This is a genomic window from Superficieibacter electus, from assembly GCF_002915575.1.
GTDB lineage: Bacteria > Pseudomonadota > Gammaproteobacteria > Enterobacterales > Enterobacteriaceae > Superficieibacter > Superficieibacter electus.
The window spans coordinates 148,065-168,803 of sequence record NZ_PQGD01000011.1 but is presented as its reverse complement, the minus strand read 5'-3'; the positions used below and the strand labels follow the sequence as shown (position 1 = coordinate 168,803).

16 protein-coding genes are annotated in these 20,739 nt (G+C 55.9%); 1 reads left to right on the top strand and 15 read right to left on the bottom strand.

What is annotated here, in order from left to right:
* Positions 1 to 143: 143 nt before the first annotated feature.
* The 13 genes from CHU32_RS15135 to CHU32_RS15075 all read right to left on the bottom strand — a co-directional run bounded on the left by CHU32_RS15135 (position 144) and on the right by CHU32_RS15075 (position 15,637).
* Positions 144 to 1,112, bottom strand: coding sequence for a TerC family protein (locus tag CHU32_RS15135; RefSeq protein WP_103676596.1), 969 nt, complete (start codon positions 1,110 to 1,112; stop codon positions 144 to 146).
* A 465-nt stretch (positions 1,113 to 1,577) separates the two neighbouring features.
* Positions 1,578 to 2,576, bottom strand: coding sequence for a Gfo/Idh/MocA family protein (locus tag CHU32_RS15130; RefSeq protein WP_103676595.1), 999 nt, complete (start codon positions 2,574 to 2,576; stop codon positions 1,578 to 1,580).
* A 97-nt stretch (positions 2,577 to 2,673) separates the two neighbouring features.
* Positions 2,674 to 3,852, bottom strand: a complete 1,179-nt coding sequence (locus CHU32_RS15125) for a VWA domain-containing protein (RefSeq protein WP_103676594.1) — start codon at positions 3,850 to 3,852, stop codon at positions 2,674 to 2,676.
* Positions 3,837 to 6,161: a DUF5682 family protein gene (locus CHU32_RS15120; protein WP_103676593.1), complete on the bottom strand. Its 2,325-nt coding sequence runs from the start codon at positions 6,159 to 6,161 to the stop codon at positions 3,837 to 3,839. Before CHU32_RS15120 ends, CHU32_RS15125 begins: the two co-directional genes overlap by 16 nt.
* Positions 6,162 to 6,180: 19 nt before the next feature.
* Entirely contained in the window at positions 6,181 to 7,275 is a 1,095-nt protein-coding gene (locus CHU32_RS15115) for an ATP-binding protein (RefSeq protein WP_103676592.1), read from the bottom strand.
* Complete coding sequence (locus CHU32_RS15110) at positions 7,272 to 8,819, bottom strand: DUF5691 domain-containing protein (RefSeq protein ID WP_103676591.1); 1,548 nt, start codon at positions 8,817 to 8,819, stop codon at positions 7,272 to 7,274. Before CHU32_RS15110 ends, CHU32_RS15115 begins: the two co-directional genes overlap by 4 nt.
* Positions 8,816 to 10,135: an SWIM zinc finger family protein gene (locus CHU32_RS15105; protein WP_245880225.1), complete on the bottom strand. Its 1,320-nt coding sequence runs from the start codon at positions 10,133 to 10,135 to the stop codon at positions 8,816 to 8,818. The genes CHU32_RS15110 and CHU32_RS15105 overlap by 4 nt, the downstream gene beginning before the upstream one ends.
* Before the next feature lie 21 nt (positions 10,136 to 10,156).
* The gene (locus tag CHU32_RS15100) at positions 10,157 to 10,858 is read right to left on the bottom strand and encodes a SanA/YdcF family protein (protein ID WP_103676589.1); all 702 of its coding nucleotides are present in this window, start codon (positions 10,856 to 10,858) and stop codon (positions 10,157 to 10,159) included.
* Positions 10,858 to 11,154: a DUF1871 family protein gene (locus tag CHU32_RS15095; protein WP_103676588.1), complete on the bottom strand. Its 297-nt coding sequence runs from the start codon at positions 11,152 to 11,154 to the stop codon at positions 10,858 to 10,860. The genes CHU32_RS15100 and CHU32_RS15095 overlap by 1 nt, the downstream gene beginning before the upstream one ends.
* 14 nt (positions 11,155 to 11,168) lie before the next feature.
* Complete coding sequence (locus CHU32_RS15090; RefSeq protein ID WP_103676587.1) at positions 11,169 to 12,902, bottom strand: hypothetical protein; 1,734 nt, start codon at positions 12,900 to 12,902, stop codon at positions 11,169 to 11,171.
* 11 nt (positions 12,903 to 12,913) lie between these two features.
* Complete coding sequence (locus tag CHU32_RS15085) at positions 12,914 to 14,065, bottom strand: vWA domain-containing protein (RefSeq protein ID WP_103676586.1); 1,152 nt, start codon at positions 14,063 to 14,065, stop codon at positions 12,914 to 12,916.
* Positions 14,040 to 15,065: an AAA family ATPase gene (locus tag CHU32_RS15080; protein WP_103676585.1), complete on the bottom strand. Its 1,026-nt coding sequence runs from the start codon at positions 15,063 to 15,065 to the stop codon at positions 14,040 to 14,042. The genes CHU32_RS15085 and CHU32_RS15080 overlap by 26 nt, the downstream gene beginning before the upstream one ends.
* 80 nt (positions 15,066 to 15,145) lie before the next feature.
* A complete protein-coding gene (locus CHU32_RS15075) occupies positions 15,146 to 15,637 on the bottom strand; it encodes a M48 metallopeptidase family protein (protein ID WP_103676584.1) in 492 nt (163 codons plus the stop codon).
* A gap of 83 nt (positions 15,638 to 15,720) precedes the next feature.
* On the opposite strand from CHU32_RS15075, the gene rlmG reads away from it, so the two are divergent.
* Positions 15,721 to 16,857: a 23S rRNA (guanine(1835)-N(2))-methyltransferase RlmG gene (gene rlmG / locus CHU32_RS15070; RefSeq protein ID WP_103676583.1), complete on the top strand. Its 1,137-nt coding sequence runs from the start codon at positions 15,721 to 15,723 to the stop codon at positions 16,855 to 16,857.
* Here the strand turns inward: rlmG and CHU32_RS15065 are convergent.
* Both CHU32_RS15065 and CHU32_RS15055 read right to left on the bottom strand, forming a co-directional pair.
* Positions 16,854 to 18,872 (bottom strand): oxidoreductase, encoded by a 2,019-nt coding sequence (locus CHU32_RS15065; RefSeq protein ID WP_103750880.1) that lies wholly within the window; start codon positions 18,870 to 18,872, stop codon positions 16,854 to 16,856. The two genes, rlmG and CHU32_RS15065, sit on opposite strands and share 4 nt — an antisense overlap.
* Positions 18,873 to 19,661: 789 nt before the next feature.
* Complete coding sequence (locus CHU32_RS15055; RefSeq protein ID WP_103677019.1) at positions 19,662 to 20,726, bottom strand: ABC transporter ATP-binding protein; 1,065 nt, start codon at positions 20,724 to 20,726, stop codon at positions 19,662 to 19,664.
* Positions 20,727 to 20,739: the final 13 nt, after the last annotated feature.

Here is a 20,739-nt window from a genome sequence, read left to right as displayed (position 1 = left end):
AAGCGAAATATGCTGGATTTTATGAGCGGATCATGTTTTATAACTTTTAATTAACAATATTGTGACATATTAAGCAAAAAAGCCCAACCGCCGTCGGGCCATTGATTTCGCCAATCTACATTGTGTGCAGGCGTGGCGGAAGGTTACCGCCGCTGCTGTTGCCTATCGCGCTGGTAATTTACCCAAAAGTTAATCAGCAGCGTAATGACCAGAATACCAAATACCACGCTCAGGGAGATGGCGATCGGTATATGGTAAAAATCGACGATCAGCATCTTAATACCGATAAATACCAGGATAATCGACAACCCGTATTTCAGCATGGAGAAGCGTTCCGCAACGCCCGCCAGCAGGAAGTACATTGCACGCAGGCCGAGGATCGCAAACAGGTTCGAGGTCAGGACGATAAAGGGATCGGTGGTCACCGCAAAGATCGCCGGGATGCTATCAACCGCAAAGATCACGTCGCTCAGCTCAACCAGGATCAGCACCAGCAGTAGCGGCGTGGCAAACAGCAGGCCGTTTTTACGCACGAAGAAGTGTTCGCCCTCAATGGTATCCGTCATGCGCAAATGGCTGCGTAGCCAGCGTACCACCGGCTTTTCACCGATCCCACCTTCGCCTTCTTTCGCCAGCGCCATTTTGACGCCGGTAAACAGCAGGAACGCGCCGAAAACGTACAGCAGCCACTCAAACTGGGTTATCAACCAGCTACCGGCAAAAATCATGATGGTTCGCAGGATAATTGCGCCGAGCACGCCGTAGATCAGCACGCGACGCTGTAAGGCGGCAGGCACGGCAAAATAGCTGAACAGCATCAGCCAGACGAAGACGTTATCTACCGCCAGCGCTTTTTCAATCAGGTAGCCGGTGAGAAAGGCCAGCGCCTGCGGATCGGCGACGGCGCGACCTTGCGTCGTCGCAAGATACCACCAGAAGGCGGCGTTAAAGAGCAAAGAGAGACTGACCCAGACCAGAGACCAGGCGGCGGCCTGTTTCATCGACATGGTGTGAGCGCCGCGTCGCCCCTGCAACAGCAGATCGACAGCCAGCATAATCACCACCACAACTGCGAATCCGCCCCATAACAACGGTGTGCCGACGGTATTCATAGAGTAACTCCTTACGCATAAAAACAATAACGGCTGAGGTCAGAAGACGTCAGCCGTTGCGTGTTTCATGCACAGACCTCGCCTTCCGGCAAGGTCTCACTTACAACGTCATGTCACGCTGGTTGCCTGCCCGATGACGCTTCGCTTATCGGGCCTACGATGGGGTAGACCGGATGGCGTTTGGCGTATCGGGCCTACGATTGGTAGACCGGATGGCATTTGGCGTATCGGATCTACATTGCAGAGCCGGGTACGCAGTGCGTATCAGAGCTGCTTTTTGTAGGCCGGATAAGCGCAGCGCCATCCGGCAGACGTCAGCGTAACCCGCGTTGCCCGGCGACCGGATACGGATTTCCGTATCGTAATGACGATCCACCGGCAATGAAGTTACTCCCCTTTGCAGGTAACAAAGTATGACAGGGCATTCAGCGGGTCAATGCTCTGCAACCTGCCTTTTACACAGTTTTACGCGCTCACCTGCGTGCTCACGTCATCCGCCGGGAATACCACCCCGGTCTGGCGACGGATCTCCGTTTGCAACGTTGAGGTGGTCCGGCTTACCGCCAGCCCCGGATGATTAACCTCACGGGTTTCTACCAGCCGTGCAAAAACCTCCGCCTCGTAGAGCATAGTATTGATATGCTGTGGCTGAGTGAGATCCTGCGCTTTGCCGCCGCGCGGCACAAAAGCCACGTTCTGACACTCGGAGATTTTTTCGATCAGTAGCGATCCATTCTCACCCTGAATCTCGCTCGCCAGCACCGAATCGCTTACCTTGGAGTGGTGCAGCGTCACGTCAAAGTCACCGTAGTTCAGCACCACCGTGCCGTGGGCATCCACACCGCTTGCCAGCAGGCTGGCCGAAGCCTGAACGCTGTGCGGCTCGCCCCACAACGCCACCGCTGAGGCCAGACAGTAAAAGCCGATATCCATAATCGACCCGTTAGAAAACGCCGGATTAAAGGTGTTTGGATTTTCGCCGTCCAGATAGCGCTGATAGCGGGAGGAATACTGACAGTAATTAATAAATGCCTTACGGATTTTGCCCACTTTGGGCAGCGACTGTTGCAGCAGCAGGAAATTAGGCAGGCTGGCGGTCTTAAACGCTTCAAACAGCACCACCTGATTTTCCCGCGCCACGGCAATCGCTTCTTCGACTTCCCGCAGGTTAGACGCCAGCGGTTTTTCACAAATCACATGTTTTTTATGGCTGAGAAACAGTCGCGTTTGCGGGAAGTGCAGGGAGTTTGGGCTGGCAATATACACCGCATCAAAGGCGTCGCTGTTAGCCATTTCTTCCAGCGAGGTAAACAAATGTTCTACCGGATAATCACTGGCGAAGTGCTGCGCCTGCTCCAGACGGCGCGAATAAACGGCGGTTAACGTAAATTTACCGGTTTCATGGGCGGCATCGACAAACTGACGGGTGATCCAGTTTGTGCCAATGACTGCGAAACGTATCATAAATCGTAGGTCCTTTAGCCAAAGCGTCAGCGTGCAGAGTAGCATACTGGCGGCGCTGAAAAAGTTGCGTAGCCCTCACGTGCGGACAATTTTCAGATTATCGGGTGGCAATCATGCCCTGCTGCGCCGCCCATAAGTTGATGTCTTCCTTGCGAATTGCCGCTGCCATCATGCCGGGGAAGTGATCCGGGGTACAGGCAAAGGAGGGCACACCCAGCCCCGCCAGCTTAGCCGCCAGCGCCTTATCATAAAAAGGCGCACCCTCATTGCTGAGCGCCAGCAGGGCGATAGTTTGTACACCGGACTGCACCAGTTCACTGGCACGCTGAAGCAGGTTACGTTCCACGCCACCTTCATACAAATCGGAGATCAGCACCAGAATCGTGTTTTGCGGATCGCGCACCAGCGACTGACAGTAACCCACCGCGCGGTTGATATCCGTGCCGCCGCCCAGCTGTACGCCAAACAGTAACTCCACCGGATCGTCAAGCTGTTCAGTCATATCAACCACGGCGGTATCGAAGACCACCAGGTGGGTTTTGACCGCAGGCAATGAGGCCATCACCGCGCCAAAAATGCTGGAATAGACGATGGAGGAAGCCATAGAGCCGCTCTGGTCGATGCACAGAATGATTTCTTTTTGCGTACGCTGAGACTTGCGCCCATAGCCGATCAGCGTTTCGGGAACAATAGTCTGGTAGTCCTGCTGCCAGTGGCGCAGGTTAGCGCGGATTGTGCGCTGCCAGTCAATCTCTGCATGGCGCGGACGGCGATTACGCACGGCGCGGTTGAGTGCGCCGCTGACCGCGCTGCGCATCGGTTCTTCGAGCTTTTTCATCAGCTCATCGACAACTTTATGCACCACCAGCCGGGCCGTCTCTTTCGTTTTGGTGGGGATCACCCCGCGAAGCGACATTAACGTCGAGACCAGATGTACATCCGGCTGTACGTTGGCGAGCATTTCAGGCTCCAGCAGCATCCGGTGCAGATTGAGACGTTCGAAGGCGTCTTTCTGCATCAACTGGACAACCGAAGCGGGGAAATACTTACGAATATCGCCCAGCCAGCGCGCCACTTTTGGCGACGATGCCTCATTGCCTCCGCGCAGACCGTTTTTGCCATCCGGTTGGTACAGGGCGGCGAGGGCTAAATCCATCTCGCTTTCCTGCTCGGTTAGCGTGACGCCACAGGCGTTATTGGCATCGTTACCGAGCACCAGCCGCCAGCGCCGCAGGCGTTCGTTTTCATCCCTGTCGTGGTTTATTGTGTTTTGCATGGTGCCTCCGGAGGAAGGGCGAGAATTCGACGTAATAAAGGAACTGTACGCGCCGCACGCTGTACATCCCACTCAGCCTCGCTACTGGCGATGGCGGAGGTGGCGTTATGCTGCTGGCTGGCGCGTTCGCCCAGTTGCTGACGCTGGGGTGAGGTAAACTGGCCGAACGTACGACGCATCATCGGCAGAATGGTGCGAAAATGGTCAGCAGTCAGCCCGGCCAGCCAGTCATCCAGCACCTGCCATAACGTGTCGTCATGCAGAAGCAGCATGGCACTGTCATTGAGGAAACCCTCTGCCCAGGCTGCTGCGTTTGCTGGTGGCACCGCAGACGAGAGCGCCCGGCTCATCAGGGTTGCGGTATCCTCCAGCGAACCTTGCCCGGCATCAAACAGCAAACGTGTTGCCAGCCCCTGAAGCAGTGGATGCGGACCCTCGCCCCGGGTTAACCGACCCAGCGCCTGATACCACTCGCCCAGTAGCGACTCCTCTTCCAGCAAGGCCAGCGCACTGTGTGCGTCGGTAATACGCGGCTTCATGGCGGCTGCGCTTTCATCGTTCAGTGACGAGCAGGCTGCCGGTAAACCAATAGCAGCACGCGGAGCCAGGCTTGCCAGCACCGCGTTGACCATGCTGCTGTCGGTCTGACGCACGTTGCCATAACGCACAATTGCTACCAGCGGCGTCAGGGTTTCCAGCAGATGCGCGGTATCTCCGCTGGTCGCAGCTAGCGATTCAAGCGCCCGTGCTACCGGCGTGATTGCCTCGCTCAGGTCAGCGAGCAGCACCGTATTAATCAGCGATGCCAGCGCCGGTAAATGCGTGGTCTGGCGGGCGAGATCGAGGCTTTTCGCCGTACTGGCCTCAAGGAGGGTATTTCCCCAGCGGCTGGCGGTAATAATGTCCATCGCCAGCCTGGGTTCCCAACATAATGACCAGATTTCATGGAAGGTACCTTTTGCGCTGTACCCTTCTTTTTGCCGCTGCCCCCAGACAATGCCCAGCAGTGTCAGACGGTGGAGCAAATGACTACGCGCCAGATCGTTCGGTTTACGTAAGTCCAGATCCAGCGTTTTCTGGCTGGCTTCTGGTTTAAGACGCAACGATTTTTGCAATTGCATGAGGTCGCGCTGAAGGGGGACGGCTGGCGTTTCATCCGGGATGCAGCCAATGCCGTCGCCAATAATGAGGCGGGAGCGGATCAATTCCAGCGGAGCACTTTCACCCATACAGACCACGGTCTGCAACGCTTCGCACAACTCGTCAAGCCCGGGCTGAGGCCGTTCACGCATTGCCGCCAGCGCTTCGGCCAGCCGTGCGGCTTCAATGATATGGGCGCTGGAGCAGTCAATATCCGCCTCGCGAAACAGGGCGGCCGCACGGGCCAGCCAGCCGATACTGCGCATTGCAGGCTGCTGATTTTGCCACAAATACCCATACCACGCTGGCGCATGGATACCTGCACCATAGCCACTGGCCCGGCTCAGCGCCTGATTGCTCCACGGCGTCCAGGTCGCCTCGACCTTCATTTTGGGCAGCCCTTTCAGCAGTGCATTATCCGTTTTTAACGGGGGAGCGTTCTCCAGCGCCGGAACGTGCCATGCTCCACAGACGACGGCAATACGTGAGAATCCCTCTTTCTGCGCCTGACGAATAACTTTGCGCATCCAGGCTTCGCGCAGTGCTTCCCGGTGCTGCTCTGCTGCGCTGCGCTCGGCGACCGGTGAGTCCTGACGCAGGGCGGTCATCGCCTCACGAATGGCATCAAAAAGCGTTAGATCGTCTGCGCGCTCTTCGACCATGTGATTCCACCAGCTTTCGCCGTCCTGATAACCGGCGGCGCGGCCGAGCCAGTCGAGAGGATCGCCATAAAAGTGGCTGGCCTCTTCTTCCATCTCTTCTGCGGGTGCAACGGAGGGAGCCGTTTCCTCGTGTGCTTCTTGCGCCAGCGTCTCCGACGTTTCGTTTTCCTGCGCCTGCTCAAGTGCAAACTGATGGGCGATGGGCAGGTCCATAAACCGCACGGCGATTTGACGCTCCAGCCCGTAACGTAGCGCCTGCCACTCGGGCGAGAAGTGGGCAAAAGGATAGAACACGGCGCGTTGTGACTGCTCAGGTGCATAGATAAGCAGTGCCACCGGAGGCTGCATGTTTTCATGCGGGATCAGCGGCAGCATCGCCTCGCCGTCGGGCGGGCCTTCAACCAGCAGGCAGTCGGGCTGTAACGCTTCCAGCGCCGTCAACAGGCTTCGCGCACAGCCAGGGCCGTGATGGCGAATACCGAACAGATGAACAGTGTGATCGGACATATCAGCTCATACCCGCTTATTAATCGATATCACGACAGGCGCGATAGAGATCTTTCCAGTCGCTCCGCTCTTTAACGATAGTCTCCAGATACTCGCGCCACACCACGTCATCCTGCACCGGATCTTTAATCACCGCACCCACCAGGCTGGCAGCAATATCGCGGCTGTGGAGTACGCCGTCGCCAAAATGCGCGGCCAACGCCATACCGTTATTGATCACCGAGATGGCTTCGGCGGTACTCAGCGTGCTGGTAGGTGATTTAATTTTCATCTTGCCGTCTTCCGTTTGCCCGTTACGCAGTTCACGGAAAATTTGCACCACACGGCGTACTTCTTTCAATGCAGGCGGCTCGGCAGGGAGTTGCAGCGCCTGCCCAAGTTCGGCAACCCGGCGGGAGACAATATTGACTTCCTCATCTTCACTGGCTGGCACCGGCAACACGACGGTATTAAAGCGGCGTTTCAGGGCAGAAGAGAGTTCATTCACGCCCTTATCACGGTTGTTGGCGGTGGCGATGACATTAAAGCCGCGTACCGCCTGGACCTCATCATTCAGTTCCGGCACCGGCAGCATTTTTTCTGACAGGATGGTGATCAGCGTATCCTGCACATCCGCCGGGATACGGGTTAACTCCTCTACGCGGGCAATCTGGCCCTGCGCCATCGCGCGCATCAGGGGACTTTCCACCAGCGCGGCGCGGGACGGCCCTTTAGAGAGCAACTCAGCATAGTTCCAGCCGTAGCGCATTTGCTCTTCGCTGGTGCCTGCCGTGCCCTGAATGATCAGCGTGGAGTCACCGCTAATCGCTGCGGCTAAATGCTCGGATACCCAGGATTTCGCCGTACCGGGTACGCCATACAGCAGCAGCGCGCGATCGGTTGCCAGCGTAGCGACCGCCGTTTCGATGATCCTGCGGTTACCAATATATTTTGCCGTCACCTCAAAACCATTATCCAGCCGCCCACCCAGCAGATAGGTTGCCACGGCCCACGGGGAGATAACCCAGTTTTCGGGGCGCGGGCGGTTGTCCACTTTCTGTAATTCGGCCAGCTCCTGCGCAAACTGTTCTTCAGCATGCCGACGTAAAATATTCACTGCGCTGGTATTACTCATAATGCATTCTCTCTGCTAAAAAGGGTTTGAAGGTTTTTGCGCCAGGCAACGACGATAGAAAGACGATGAAGTACCTCTTCGCAGCAAGGCTCCTGACTGGCGTCGCGCGGCCAGTGATTAATGACGTCATCAAGCATATCGGCAGGCAGCAGGCAGGCGATATCGCCGATGGCATGACGTAGCTCATAGTCATACACCGCGTGCTTTTGCTGCACCCATTGATGAAGTGTGGTCACGACTTGCGCTGCCAGTTGCGGGTCAAAGGGGGATGCCTCAAGTGGCAACGTGCGTTCCAGCTGGCTGCATAAATTGCCAAGCCTGATGGACTTTTGTTTGTTGACATCAAAGGCGACAAGCTGATGAAAAATTCTTTCTTGCCGTTGTGCCAGCGGCATAAGTGCCAGTAGCTCGAAGAGATCGATATAAACATCGGCTAAGTTAGTGTTGATGTGTCCTTCCGGGATCAGCGAGACAAAGGCTTCTGCCCACTCACTATTGCGTTCACGCAGGGTGGCCGCCAGCCAGGCCCGAAGCAGTACGGCCTGCCAGTCGGTATTCGCCGCCCAGGCTAACAATTCTGCCGGAGTAGCCTGCAACTGCTGCTGCCACCAGCGTAGCGGGACGGCGCGAATCAGTTGATAAAGCCACCATGCGCGTTGTCCCAGCCGTTCGCCAGCCCCTTTTTTTTCTTCCAGCGCATCCTGTTTCCACTCATCAGCAAACTGCTCCGGGGCGTCAAGCTGATATTCAGGGACGCGCTCGCCGGATAACCGTTTTTTAAGCCTGAGCAGCAATGACGTCTCTTCCTTTTCATGCAATAACGCGCTGACCCGACTGGTCATGCGGGCGACATAGGCGCTATCAGGCAGCGTGGACAACATCTCAGCCGCCGCGAGGCGCACCTCTTTACTGCGATCGCACAGAAAAGCGTCGAGCAATGGTTCATCAGCACTGGACAAGTCCTGAGCCAGCACATCCAGCAGGGCCGCCCGTTCCCTGGCATGCAAGTCAGAACGATCCTGTGTCAACCGTTCACGCGCTTCGGCAGCCGTATTTTCATCCGGTATCGCGCACACCCAGTCCCATTGCGGATTGAGATTCGCCAGCCAGCGTCCTCGTTCGCCTAAAACCGCTTTGACCGCAGGACTTAGCAGCTTTTCTTTGCGCCCTAATTCCAACAGCGCCGGAAGTAACCGCGGCGCGGGCCGCATGCCAGATGTCGCAACTTGTGTCAGGGCCTGATAGCGTAAGCGCTGGGGGGCATCATTGAGCAGAGTTTGCAGCGTACCGCGATCGTCAATGACCTCACGGGTTTCAGCAGGTGCTGGCGTCAGCGTAAGGTTCTCCCTCTGCGCGGGTTGCCAACCTGCATGCTCACATAGCGACAATATCCCCGCTGCACGAAGCACGTTTTGCTCTGGCGTCGCCTGTTCAGTCAGTTCAGACAACAGATGGCCGATAGCATTATCCATGACAGGGATCTGAGGTACACGCTTCTCTGTGCCACCAATCACTTGATTTGCCAGAGTATTCAACAGTGTCATAATGCATCTCCTGCTTGCCAGATCATAGTGCTACCGTCCCACGCGCTGAGGGGCTGCAGCCATTCGCCATCCCATTCACCGATAAGCGCTATTTCCGTACCACCGCTTATAGCCAGCAGCTCCCAGCGCTCCTGGGCGCTGAGGCGGGTCGGCAGGAGATGACCCTGCGCGGTTTGACACTGCCATTGCGCATCTATCAATGTGAGTGAGATACCGCTTAGCATCATTAATATTGGCCACTGCCAGGGGTGGCTTGCCAGCATGTCGGTCATGGCATCCAGGGCTTGCGCAAGTGAAGTTACCGGCGGTGCAAAGACAGGTGCTGGCACGGGCGTGGTCAGCGGCAGGGCACGCACGGGAGCGGCACCGGGATAAAAGGCCAGCGTCATTCGCACCGCCTGCCCGGTGACATAAAGATGTTCGAAGCGTTTTGCGCCGTGAGAATACTCAAGTAGTAAAGCGGTTCGCTGACTGTCTTGCCCGTACAGCCACACCCGGCGACGCCAGAGCTTGCCTTCTTCTTCGATATGCTGGCCGAGAATGAGCCAGCTATCGTCCATGGCGGTTTGATCGGCAACGTCGTTTTTATCCGTTGTGATCCCCAGCGCCGTGCGCAGGTCAGCCTGTTCCTCAGGGGTTAATGATCCCCGCTGTCGGAAAGCATCAAGTAAGAGTTGAATTTCACCCATCTGCCCCAGCAGGCGAGCAGGCCAGTCGCTGCCGGCATCAATAAGCTCATCCATCTGTTTGAGTCTGGCGGCTATTCCGGGCAGTTGGGCATCCACCATACGCGCTGCGATGTCGCGACAGGGGTTTGATTTCCCTGACAGTTGCGCGATGCCGTAACGGGTCCGATCGCTCAGCCATCGCTCCAGCTCATCTACCCCTGCTGCCATCCGTTCCCACCGTGCCGCATCGCGACGAGCAGCGGCCTGGGGATCGACGGTTTTCGCTTTTTGCGCTTTTTCTTCTTTGCGCTCCGCACGCTGCTGCCGGGAGGCCAGCCACTCGGTTACCCACTCCGGCGGTTCACCTGACGTAAAGGTGTCGCCGTTTTGTACCCGCAGAAGCAGTAGCGCCAGTGCGTGTTTACAGGGGAATTTACGACTGGGACATGAGCATTTACAGGCCATATCATTGAGATCGACACGCACCTGATAGGGACGGGAGCCGCTACCTTTGCATTCTCCCCAGAGCGTCAATTCGTTGCCCGCCAGACTCTGCCATTTTGCCGGGGCGACCAACCCGCGAGCCGCCTTAACAGAGGCATTGTCCGGGGCCTGGGCTAACACTGTTTCAACGGTAAGTTCCATCATCTTCCTGTGCTGGCTCCTGTGTTATGCGGCGGGCGTTGCCGGACAGCCACTGCTGACATTGGGCTGTATGACGACACGCGGGCCGAGATATTTTGGCTGGCGATGGAATATTTTGGCATCCAGCACGGCGCTAACGCGGGCCAGTTTTTCCCGCAGTTGTGTATATCTTCCATGCTTATTGTTTAAGTCTTTCGCGTTGTAGCCGATCGCATCAATGCCATACTGTTGTGCCAGCCAAATGGCACGCTGATTATGAAATTGCTGCGAAATGATAATAATGCGATTTTCGCCAAAAACGTCGTGAGTGCGTACGACGGAATCCAGGGTAGAAAACCCGGCGTAGTCGCAGAAAATCGCACTTTGCGGAACGCCTTTGGCAATCAGTGCCTGCTGCATAGCAGAAGGTTCATCGTAATGTTTGTTGCCGTTATCGCCGCTCACCAGCAGCCATTTCACTTTTCCCGCATGGTAGAGATCGGCGGCGGCATCAATGCGTCGGTTGAAGTAGCGGTTACCCGGCTTTGCGCCGAGCACCAGGCCCACTTTGCGGCCAGGAATGGTGTGCACGTCATTCCAGGTACGCTGTTGGGTCGCCTCAACAATGACGTGCTGGGCATAAAAGATGATGCCAGCGGCAATCAGCGCCAGCAGAGCACAAAGAATGAAGCACTGGCGGGAAAACACAAGCCGCATCAGGGGCTTTACGCTTTCTATTATGTGCATCAGGCGCGTTCCTTGTTCATTACCGCAACAGCATCGTCTCGCGCCTGGAGGTGGCGCAGGATTTCCCGCGCAATACGCCGTTCCTCTCTGGAGGCATAACACCCTGAAAAGCTTCGGTGAAATATGTGGCTGATGGCATCGCTCAATGTCGTTTCATCGAGCTTTTCTGCCGTCTGAAGAAAACGCATGATTTTTTTGATTTCCAGATCGTATTCATCTTCGGGAGCCAGCCGTCCGGGCTGAAGCGTCATTGGGTCCCAGGCGTTGATGAGTGTAGTAATAAAGGATCGCATCATTTTCACTCCTTGATTTATTTTTGCGCTTTCAATCGAACATTATAATGCCGCTTACAAATGCGTGCGGTCCGGGCGTCACCGTCGTTGGCCAGTGCCTCCAGCACAGACAGGGGCACGTTGGGGTTTTTGGCCAGCCTACGACGTACCTTAACGGATTTATCGCCGGCCAGGGCCACTAATGCCGATTCCGGACACGCCGGGTTTTGCGCCAGCCAGGCGCGAACGTCTGCTTTTTTATCGTGGATAAGTTTTTCCAGTAGCGCCGGGAAGAACTGTGTGCGGTCGCTAAGGCTCCAGCGCACAGACTGGTTTGGATGGTCGGCAAGAGTAAGCAGGATCTCCTCGCTACTGTTGGGCGCACTTGCCAGCCCGCCCAGCACAAAAAATTGCAAATTAATGTCGCTGGTATCCCGGTATTCCTCAAGGCAGCGTTCCAGCAGAGAAAGCGGTGCGCCAACGTTCCAGATGACAAAAGAACGGACTTTGAAATCGCCTTTAAGGTAAATATGTTCCAGCAGATCGGCAGGGCACTGAGGATGTTGGGCGGCGAGGTATACCTCATCTTTGTCACTGGAATTGGCCAGCGCGGCAAAATCCAGCTCGCAGGGGATGCCTTTGCTCATGCACTGTCTTCTGAGCGCATTAACGATCTCGCTGTCTTCATCCTGAAATAGCGTATCAATCACCTGTTGCGGCAAAACGTCGCGCACAACAAGCTCCCGCTTCAGATTTTTATATGACGACGTGGCAACGGTCTGGAGAAAGGTCTCCGGCACACGGGGATGGTGGATCAGCAAGCAGTTCATTTCAAAGATGCGATCGTCGCGCAGCCGATCGCAAGACTCGGGCGTGGGGTTGATGAGTTGTCTCAGTCTGGAGGCGAGTTCAGCCTTATTTTCCTCGTGCCGCCGGGCATGGAAATTGTTTCGCGGATCGGTGGGTTGTAGCGCACAAGGATGACGCGTTAGCCTCTCCAGTACATTGTCAGACAGCGTTTTATTATGCAGCAAGCGCAGGGCTACCAGCGGGCTGGCATCTTCCGCCAGACGCCGCTGGAGGTTTTCATCGGGCGTAAATTCCGCCACGGCGGAACGTACCAGTTCTTCTTCATCCCTGCTAAGCCGTTCCAGGATGACGCTGTCTTCCGTTAAGTGCATTGGCAGCAGGCTACGCACGCCTGCGTCAGCGTCATCCAGCAGGAAAAGGAGATCGTCGCGGATCAGTTGACAATACACCAACAGCGTATGACGTACCTGCGGGGAAGGGTGACGGCAAAGCGTATGAATCAGGAGGCTATTATCGGTGGTGTTCTTGCTGAGCTGTTCAATGAAACGGCCTTCTACAGAAGGGGAACCACAGAAATAAACAAAAGCCCATTTATTTTCAGGAGAATCAAGCGGGGTCCAATGTTGCGGCACGTTTTGCAAGGCGCTTAATTTATCAAACGCCTGCTGCTGGTTCTCGCATTGCCAAATCTGCAAGGCATCAAACAGCTCGGGCCATAAAATCGCCATTTGCGCAAAGGTGTTGCGACCATTGCGCATGACATCATCCTGCTCTTTTAACGAAAGCCGCCCGATGATTTGCATCAGGGATTTCAACGGCGCGTCGGCTGATTTGGCAACGGTACGAATAAAGCTGACAGGTAACCCTTCCCAGCCATGCTCCAGCAGTAAAAGCTTGAATTCGGTCCCGGCGAGAATTTTTCCAACCGTGTTGCTGCGGGCATTTTCTAAGAGCGTGAACATGTTGATTATCCTTAATTTAGTTGCTGAATAACCTGACCAAAAGGGAACTGCTTAGGGCGTGCGCCTCCGGGGGGCACCAGCCAAATTGTCGGCAGAGAGGGCGTCTGCGCGGGGAATTTCCCATAACCATCGGTCATGTAGAGCACAACGGCAGGCGGACAAGTGAGCGATGTTACGCGCTGAAAGAAGGGACGAAAATCCGTCCCGCCACCGCCCACGGGCGCAGGTATATTCGGGGATGATGTGTCAAGCTCCCAGGGGCCATAAAGCGCCGCATCGGCATACCACAACAGGATAGTCAGATCGGGATAGCACCGTCCGATAGCCTGAACTTCCTCAAGCATGGCAGACAGCTCGGACGTACTGATACTGCCGCTGGTGTCAACACAAATAGCGACAGTCACCCGTTGATCTTCGAGATATTCCAGATAGCTTTCCTGCCAGACAAAACGCCGATCCCACTGGCAGAAGTCGCTGGCAGAAGGGGTAAGGTAGTGCCAGAGTAACTCGCGCCAGGGGATTTGCGGCCCGACCGCTTCTGCTACATCAAGAAAAGCCGCGAGCGGATCGTCCCCCTGATGGCGCTGCACCTGACGGACGGACTCCAGGGCCTTACGCCACGGCGTAGTTTGCGATTCGGCTTGCCCGCCGCGGCGTAAGCAATTTTCCCCGGGGCCTTCCTTACTACACGCCTGGCAGCGTTGCGGCTGTTTCACCAGCAATTGATAAATTTCCTCGACGCACAACTGTTCGAGTGCAGTGTCGCGCAACATGTCTGGTGGCAGGCGAAACGTCGCTTTTCTCTGTGCTTTCAGCGTGTCGTTATGGGTGGCAATAATGCCGTTGACGACAATATCACACGCGACTTCCCATCTTTGTGCGTCGCGGTTTCCCATCCGCTGCGGATGTTGCAGGGCAATATGCAGCAGCGCATGTAAAAATTGAAACTCCAGCGTGGGTTCGTCGAGTTGCAGGATGTGCGCAGGATTAACAAACATCGAACGTGCATCGACCTGGAAATGGTGCAACTGGTCGTCTTCTTCCAGAGCAAGATACAGCGCCAGCGTGCCGAAAAAGGGCGATTTACGCATCAAACGGATACGCATAGTTTGCCATTTTTCCTGCCAGAGCGAGTCGTCAGGCGTAGCGTTGTAAATAGTCATCCAGCCACCGTTTTACTTCGGCATGTTTATCGACCTGCTTAGCAAACGCTGAAAGCTGATTATTCTCGCGCAACAGCGGAAGAAGTTCGCTGAAGAAACGCTGAAGCCACTCGGCACTGGCCTGTTTCACCAGCCAGCATGCTGCATTGAACGCGCTTTTTGCCTCCTGTTGCCGCAGCACCAGCGCGGTTATCGTTGCCCAACGCGCGCTGGGATCATGAGGAAAACGGCTCGTGGAGGCCGCTTTACCTTGCAGAATATGGTCGATGTCCGGCAGGGACTGATAGATTTCCGTGAACGCTTCAAATTCGGTCGCACACCCTGAACCGACGGCCAGTTCAACGGGTAGCCCCTGCTGATAGAGATCGTTCGCCATCATCCAGCTGCGAGGGCTGGGCCAGGCGGGGCTATCGGCTGCTATTTTGTGCAGCAAATCGTCGCCACGAAACGCAAGGAAGGCGAGAATATGTTCATGTACATTCTGCTGCTGGGCGTAACGCCGCCAGCAGGATAAATCAACGCTGAGCGTCAGATGCAAAAAACGATTGGCAACCGGCGCGGGCAGATCGTAAACCGTTGTGCGATCCTGTTTACGGTTACCGGCGGCAATAATCGTAATACCCGCCGGCAGTTGATAGCTGCCCACCCGCCTGTCGAGAATAAGTTGCTGCGTGATGCCCTGCATTGCTGGCGGTGCCTGATTAAATTCATCCAGAAACAGAATGCCCTGTGCGGCGGGATCGGTGGGAAGAAAGTCAGGAGGATAGAAAACAGACTGGCGAGAGGAATGATCAGCCACTGGCAACCCGCGGATATCACCAGGCATCAACTGGCTCAAACGAACATCAATAACGGGTAAGTGATGACGCTGTGCCACCTGATGCACAACCTGACTTTTACCAATCCCCGGTGCGCCCCAGATAAACAGCGGTGTATGAAGAGTGGCGGAAATGAGTTTATCAAGTAGCGCATCCAGCGCATGAGGAGTCAGCGTCAACATAAACAATCCCTGTATATAAAAACAGGGTTATTTTACGCCAGTGCAAGTGAAATTCTACCTTGTCAGCTGTTTTTTCGGATTTACGCCCGGTCCAGATGCGTCAGCCATAGTCGGGTATCAAACTCCAACTGGTGATAGTGCGGTTCCATATGACAGCAGAGCTGGTAAAAGGCTTTGTTATGGTCTTTCTCCTTCAGGTGCGCCAGTTCGTGAACCACGATCATGCGCAAAAACGGCTCCGGTGCATGACGAAACACGGTAGCCACGCGGATTTCCGCTTTTGCTTTTAGCTTTCCGCCCTGTACGCGTGAGATAGCCGTATGCAAACCCAGTGCGTTTTTCAATACGTGGATCTTATTGTCATACATCACTTTATTGATTGGTGCCGCATTGCGCAGATACTGGCTTTTTAGATCCTGAGTATATTGCCAGAGGGCTTTATCAGTCGTGAACGCGTGATTTCCGGGATAACGCTTTTGCAGCACCTCGCCGAGCCGCTGTTCGGCAATCAGCGTGCGCACCTGAACCAGCAGGTTTTCCGGGTAGCCCTGTAAATAAGTAAGTTGATTCATCTTTGCCCACGCCAAACATAAAAAGTGTATACTCACGCACCCTTTTAGGGATAACACCGCAATTTTACCATTCTGGAGGGCCGATGAGCCACATAGACAACGGTTTCCGTTCACTGGATCTTAAACGCTTCCCTGAAACGGATGACGTCAACCCGCTACAGGCGTGGGAAGCAGCGGATGATTATCTGCTGCAACAGTTGGACGATACCGTCATCAGCGGCCCTATCCTGATTTTTAACGATACGTTCGGCGCATTGAGCTGCGCGCTGGCGGAGCACAAGCCGTTTAGCATCGGCGATTCGTACTTAAGCGAACTCGGTACGCGGGAAAACTTACGTCACAATGATATTCCGGAAGGCAACGTAACGTTCCTCGACAGCACTGCGCCGTATCCACAAGCGCCGGGTATTGTTTTGATTAAGATCCCGAAGACAATGGCGCTGCTCGAGCAACAACTGCGCGCCTTACGCGACGTGGTGACGCCGCAAACACGCATTATTGCCGGGGCGAAAGCCCGCGATATCCATACTTCCACGCTGGCGATTTTTGAGAAGGTGCTTGGCCCGACCACGACCACGCTGGCATGGAAAAAAGCGCGGCTGATTAACTGCACTTTCAGCAATCCGGCACTGGCAGAGGCTTCACCAACGCTGAGCTGGACGCTGGAAGGCACCGACTGGACTATCCATAATCACGCTAACGTCTTCTCGCGCACCGGGCTGGATATTGGCGCACGCTTCTTTATCGAGCATCTGCCGGAAAATCTGGAAGGCGAAGTGGTTGATCTGGGCTGTGGTAACGGCGTCATTGGCCTCACGCTGCTGGATAAGAACCCCGAAGCGAAAGTGGTGTTTGTCGATGAATCGCCGATGGCAGTCGCGTCAAGCCGTCTGAACGTAGAAACCAACCTGCCGGATGCACTGGATCGCTGTGAGTTTATGATCAACAACGCGCTCTCCGGCGTGGAGCCTTTCCGCTTCAACGCCGTGCTGTGCAACCCGCCGTTTCATCAGCAGCATGCGCTGACGGATAACATCGCGTGGGAGATGTTCCATCATGCACGCCGTTGTCTGAAAATTAACGGCGCATTGTATATTGTTGCCAACCGTCATCTCGACTACTTCCACAAGCTGAAGAAGATTTTCGGTAACTGCGAGACGATTGCCACCAACAGCAAATTTGTGGTGCTGAAGGCGGTCAAGTTGGGTCGCAGGCGCTAAATTTCCAGCCCCAGCCGGGTGCCCTGCGCAATGGCGCGTCGGGCATCCAGCTCCAGCGCCACGTCGCAGCCACCGATTACGTGCACCGTCTTGCCCGCCGCTCTCAGCGGGTCGAGCAGTTCGCGGCGCGGCTCCTGGCCTGCGCAGATCACCACATGATCCACGTTCAATACCTGCGGCTCGCCGCCGATCAATAAGTGTAATCCGTCGTCGTCAATCTTCTGATAGCTGACGGCGGGGATCATTTTTACCCCGCGCGCCAGCAGCGTGGCACGGTGCACCCAGCCGGTGGTTTTGCCTAGACCGTCGCCCGGCTTGCTGGCTTTGCGCTGGAGCATCACTATCTGGCGCGGGCTTTTCGGGAGTTGCGGGCCTTCCGGGCGCAGGCCGCCGCGCTGATTAAGACTGGTGTCGATTCCCCATTCGACACAGAACTCAGCAATATTCTGGCTGGTGGGATCGCCGGGCTGGCTCAGGTACATCGCGGTATCAAAACCAATGCCGCCACAGCCAATAATGGCCACCCGTTCACCCACCGGCGCGTTATCCCGTAAGACGTCGAGATAGGTCAGCACCTTTGGATGATCGAGGCCGTCGATGGGGGGACGCCGGGGTTCAATACCGCTGGCGAGGATCACTTCATCAAATAAGGAAAGCCGATCCGCCGTAACGACATGGTTGAGCTGAAGGGTTACACCGGTGAGATCAAGCATTCGTCGGTAGTAGCGCAGCGTTTCATAAAACTCTTCTTTGCCGGGGATCTGTTTGGCAATGTTAAACTGTCCGCCGATTTCGCCCTGCGCATCGAATAGCGTCACGCGGTGCCCGCGTGACGCGGCGTTGACCGCAAAGGCAAGTCCTGCCGGACCTGCGCCGATCACTGCCAGATTTTTCTTTTTGCGGGCGGGGAGGATGGGCATGAGTGTTTCATGGCAGGCGCGCGGGTTAACCAGGCATGAGGTCACCTTGCCGGCGAAAATCTGATCCAGACAAGCCTGATTACAACCAATGCAGGTATTGATTTCGTCAGCCCGATTAGCCTGCGCTTTAGAGAGGATCTCCGGGTCGGCAAGAAAAGGGCGCGCCATGGAGACCATATCCGCATCGCCACGGGCGAGGATCGCCTCCGCGATCTGCGGATCGTTAATTCGGTTAGTGGTGATCAGCGGGATCGTGACTTTTCCCTTCAGTTTACGCGTCACCCAGCTAAACGCACCGCGTGGAACAGGGGTGGCGATGGTGGGAACGCGAGCTTCATGCCAGCCGATGCCGGTGTTAATAAGAGTGACTCCCGCTAACTCAAGCGTCTGCGCCAGCCGGATGGTTTCTGCCAGCGTGCCGCCATTTTCTACCAGATCGAGCATCGACAGGCGATAGATAATAATAAATTCGTCACCGACACGAGCACGGATGGCGCGCACCACCTCAATCGCAAAACGCATGCGGCGGGTGTAATCTCCTCCCCACTCGTCGTCACGCTGATTGGTGCGTGCTGCCAGAAATTCGTTGATCAGATAACCTTCAGAGCCCATCACTTCTACGCCATCATAGCCTGCTTGCCGGGCCAGCATGGCGCAACAGGCAAAATCATCAATCAGCGCCAGGATCTCGCCATGCGTTAACTCACGTGGCGCAAAGCGGTTAATCGGGGCCTGAAGAGGGGAAGGGGCGACCGGCTGTGGCTGGTAGCTGTAGCGTCCGGTATGCAGAATTTGCAACGCAATTTTGCCGCCTTCCTGATGTACCGCATCGGTGATCGGACGATGGTGCGCGACCTGGGCGGGGTCCGTTAATACTGCGCCGCCTTCCATCGTGACACCGGAAAGAGAAGGGGCAACGCCACCAGTAACAATCAGCGCCACGCCGTGACGGGCACGTTCCGCATAAAACGCCGCCAGCCTTTCCGGCCCATCGGGGCGCTCTTCCAGGCCCGTATGCATGGAACCCATTAGCACCCGATTTTTCAGGGTGGTGAAGCCCAGATCGAGCGGTGTAAATAGCGACGGGTAGCTCATAATTGCTTCCAGTATGTAAAATTATTGTTATGTGGTCGGATGAGTTACTAATTTAGCGGGCGCGGTGGAAAAGGGAAAAGATCGTTGCGGTGATTGTGATGGGATTCAAAGATTGTGGGGGTGGGGGAGCGGTACAGCCTGGGCGGAAACCACCCTCACCCCCGCCCTCTCCCTGAGGGAGAGGGGGCAGCCCGGCGTTTGGGGTGAATTTGCTGGCCCGTCTTGAGCCAGCGCGTCCGGTGTCGCAACGTAAGGTCGGATGATCGCCGGTGCTGACGTCACGCCATACCGTTCCCTCTCCCTTGAGGGAGAGGGTGAGGGGGAAAAGGCCGGCGGAAACCACCCTCACCCCCGCCCTCTCCCTGAGAGAGAGGGGGCAGCCCGGCGTTCGGGGGGAGTTTTGCTGGCTGCTTTGAGCCAGCGCGTCCGGTGTCGCAACGTAAGGTCGGATGATCGCCGATGCTGACGCCACGCCATACTGTTCCCTCTCCCTTGAGGGAGAGGGTTAGGGTGAGGGGGAAAAGGCTGGCGGAAACCACCCTCACCTCCGCCCTCTCCCTGAGGGAGAGGGGGCAGCCCGGCGTTCGGGGTGAGTTTGCTGGCCCGTCTTGAGCCAGCGCGTCCGGTGTCGCAACGTAAGGTCGGATGATCGCCGGTGCTGACGCCACGCCATACCGTTCCCTCTCCCTTGAGGGAGAGGGTTAGGGTGTGGGGGAGCGGCGAATACCTGGGCAGAACATTTCCAGACCACGCCCCTCGCCACCCCCTTAAAGCGTGTAAAACCCGATCTCAGGGAAGCCGTTTCCCCAGGCTATCAAACAAGTGAAGATGCTGCTCAGCAATCGACAGGTTAAGCATGGTTCCCTGGGTAAAGCTCAACTGGCGGAAGGATTTCAGGCAAATGGGATGACCGTCCAGATCCAGCCATACCAGGGTGGAATCCCCTTGCAATTCGCATAACCGCGTGCGTGCGCTCACCGTGAAGTCGCCATCGCCCTCATACTGCAAATGCTCCGGGCGCAGCGCAACGAAAAGCTTATCTCCTTCCTGCACACCTTGCGGTGCTTTGCTTAGCGGCAGCGCTAAATTATCCGTGATGCATAGTGCGCCTTCCCGCCATACCGCCGGTAGCACATTGATTTTTGGCGTACCGATAAATTCCGCCACAAACAAGTTGGCGGGCGTATTGTAAAGCTCTAGCGGCGTACCAACCTGCTCAATTTTGCCTTTATAGAGCACCACGATGCGGTCCGCGAGGGTCATCGCTTCCACCTGATCGTGGGTAACGTAAACCATGGTGTTGTGCAGGGTATTATGCAGTTGCTGGATCTCCTGGCGCATCTCTACACGCAGCGCAGCATCAAGGTTCGACAGCGGTTCGTCGAACAAAAACAGCTCCGGCTGCTGGACGATGGAGCGGCCAATCGCCACGCGCTGACGCTGGCCGCCGGAAAGATTCTGCGGCAACCGTTCCAGCATCTCTTCCAGTTTCAGCATCCGTGACGCGTGCTGGATGCGTTTGTCGATCTCCTCTGTGGGCGTTTTAATGTTTTTTAATCCAAACGCCAGGTTTTCCCGCACTGTCATGTGGGGATAGAGCGCGTAAGACTGAAAAACCATGGAGAGATTACGTTTGCCCGCCGCGAGCCGGGTGACGTCCTCTTCGCCCATTTTCAGCATCCCGCCGTCTGGCAGCTCCAGACCGGCAATAATGCGCAGCAGGGTCGATTTACCACAGCCGGAAGGACCGACGAGGACAATAAACTCGCCCGAGGCGATATCCAGCGACAGATTTTCGATAATGGTCGATTTGTCGTATTTTTTATGAATGTTGCGTAGTGTCAGGGCCGTCATTGTGCATCCTTTC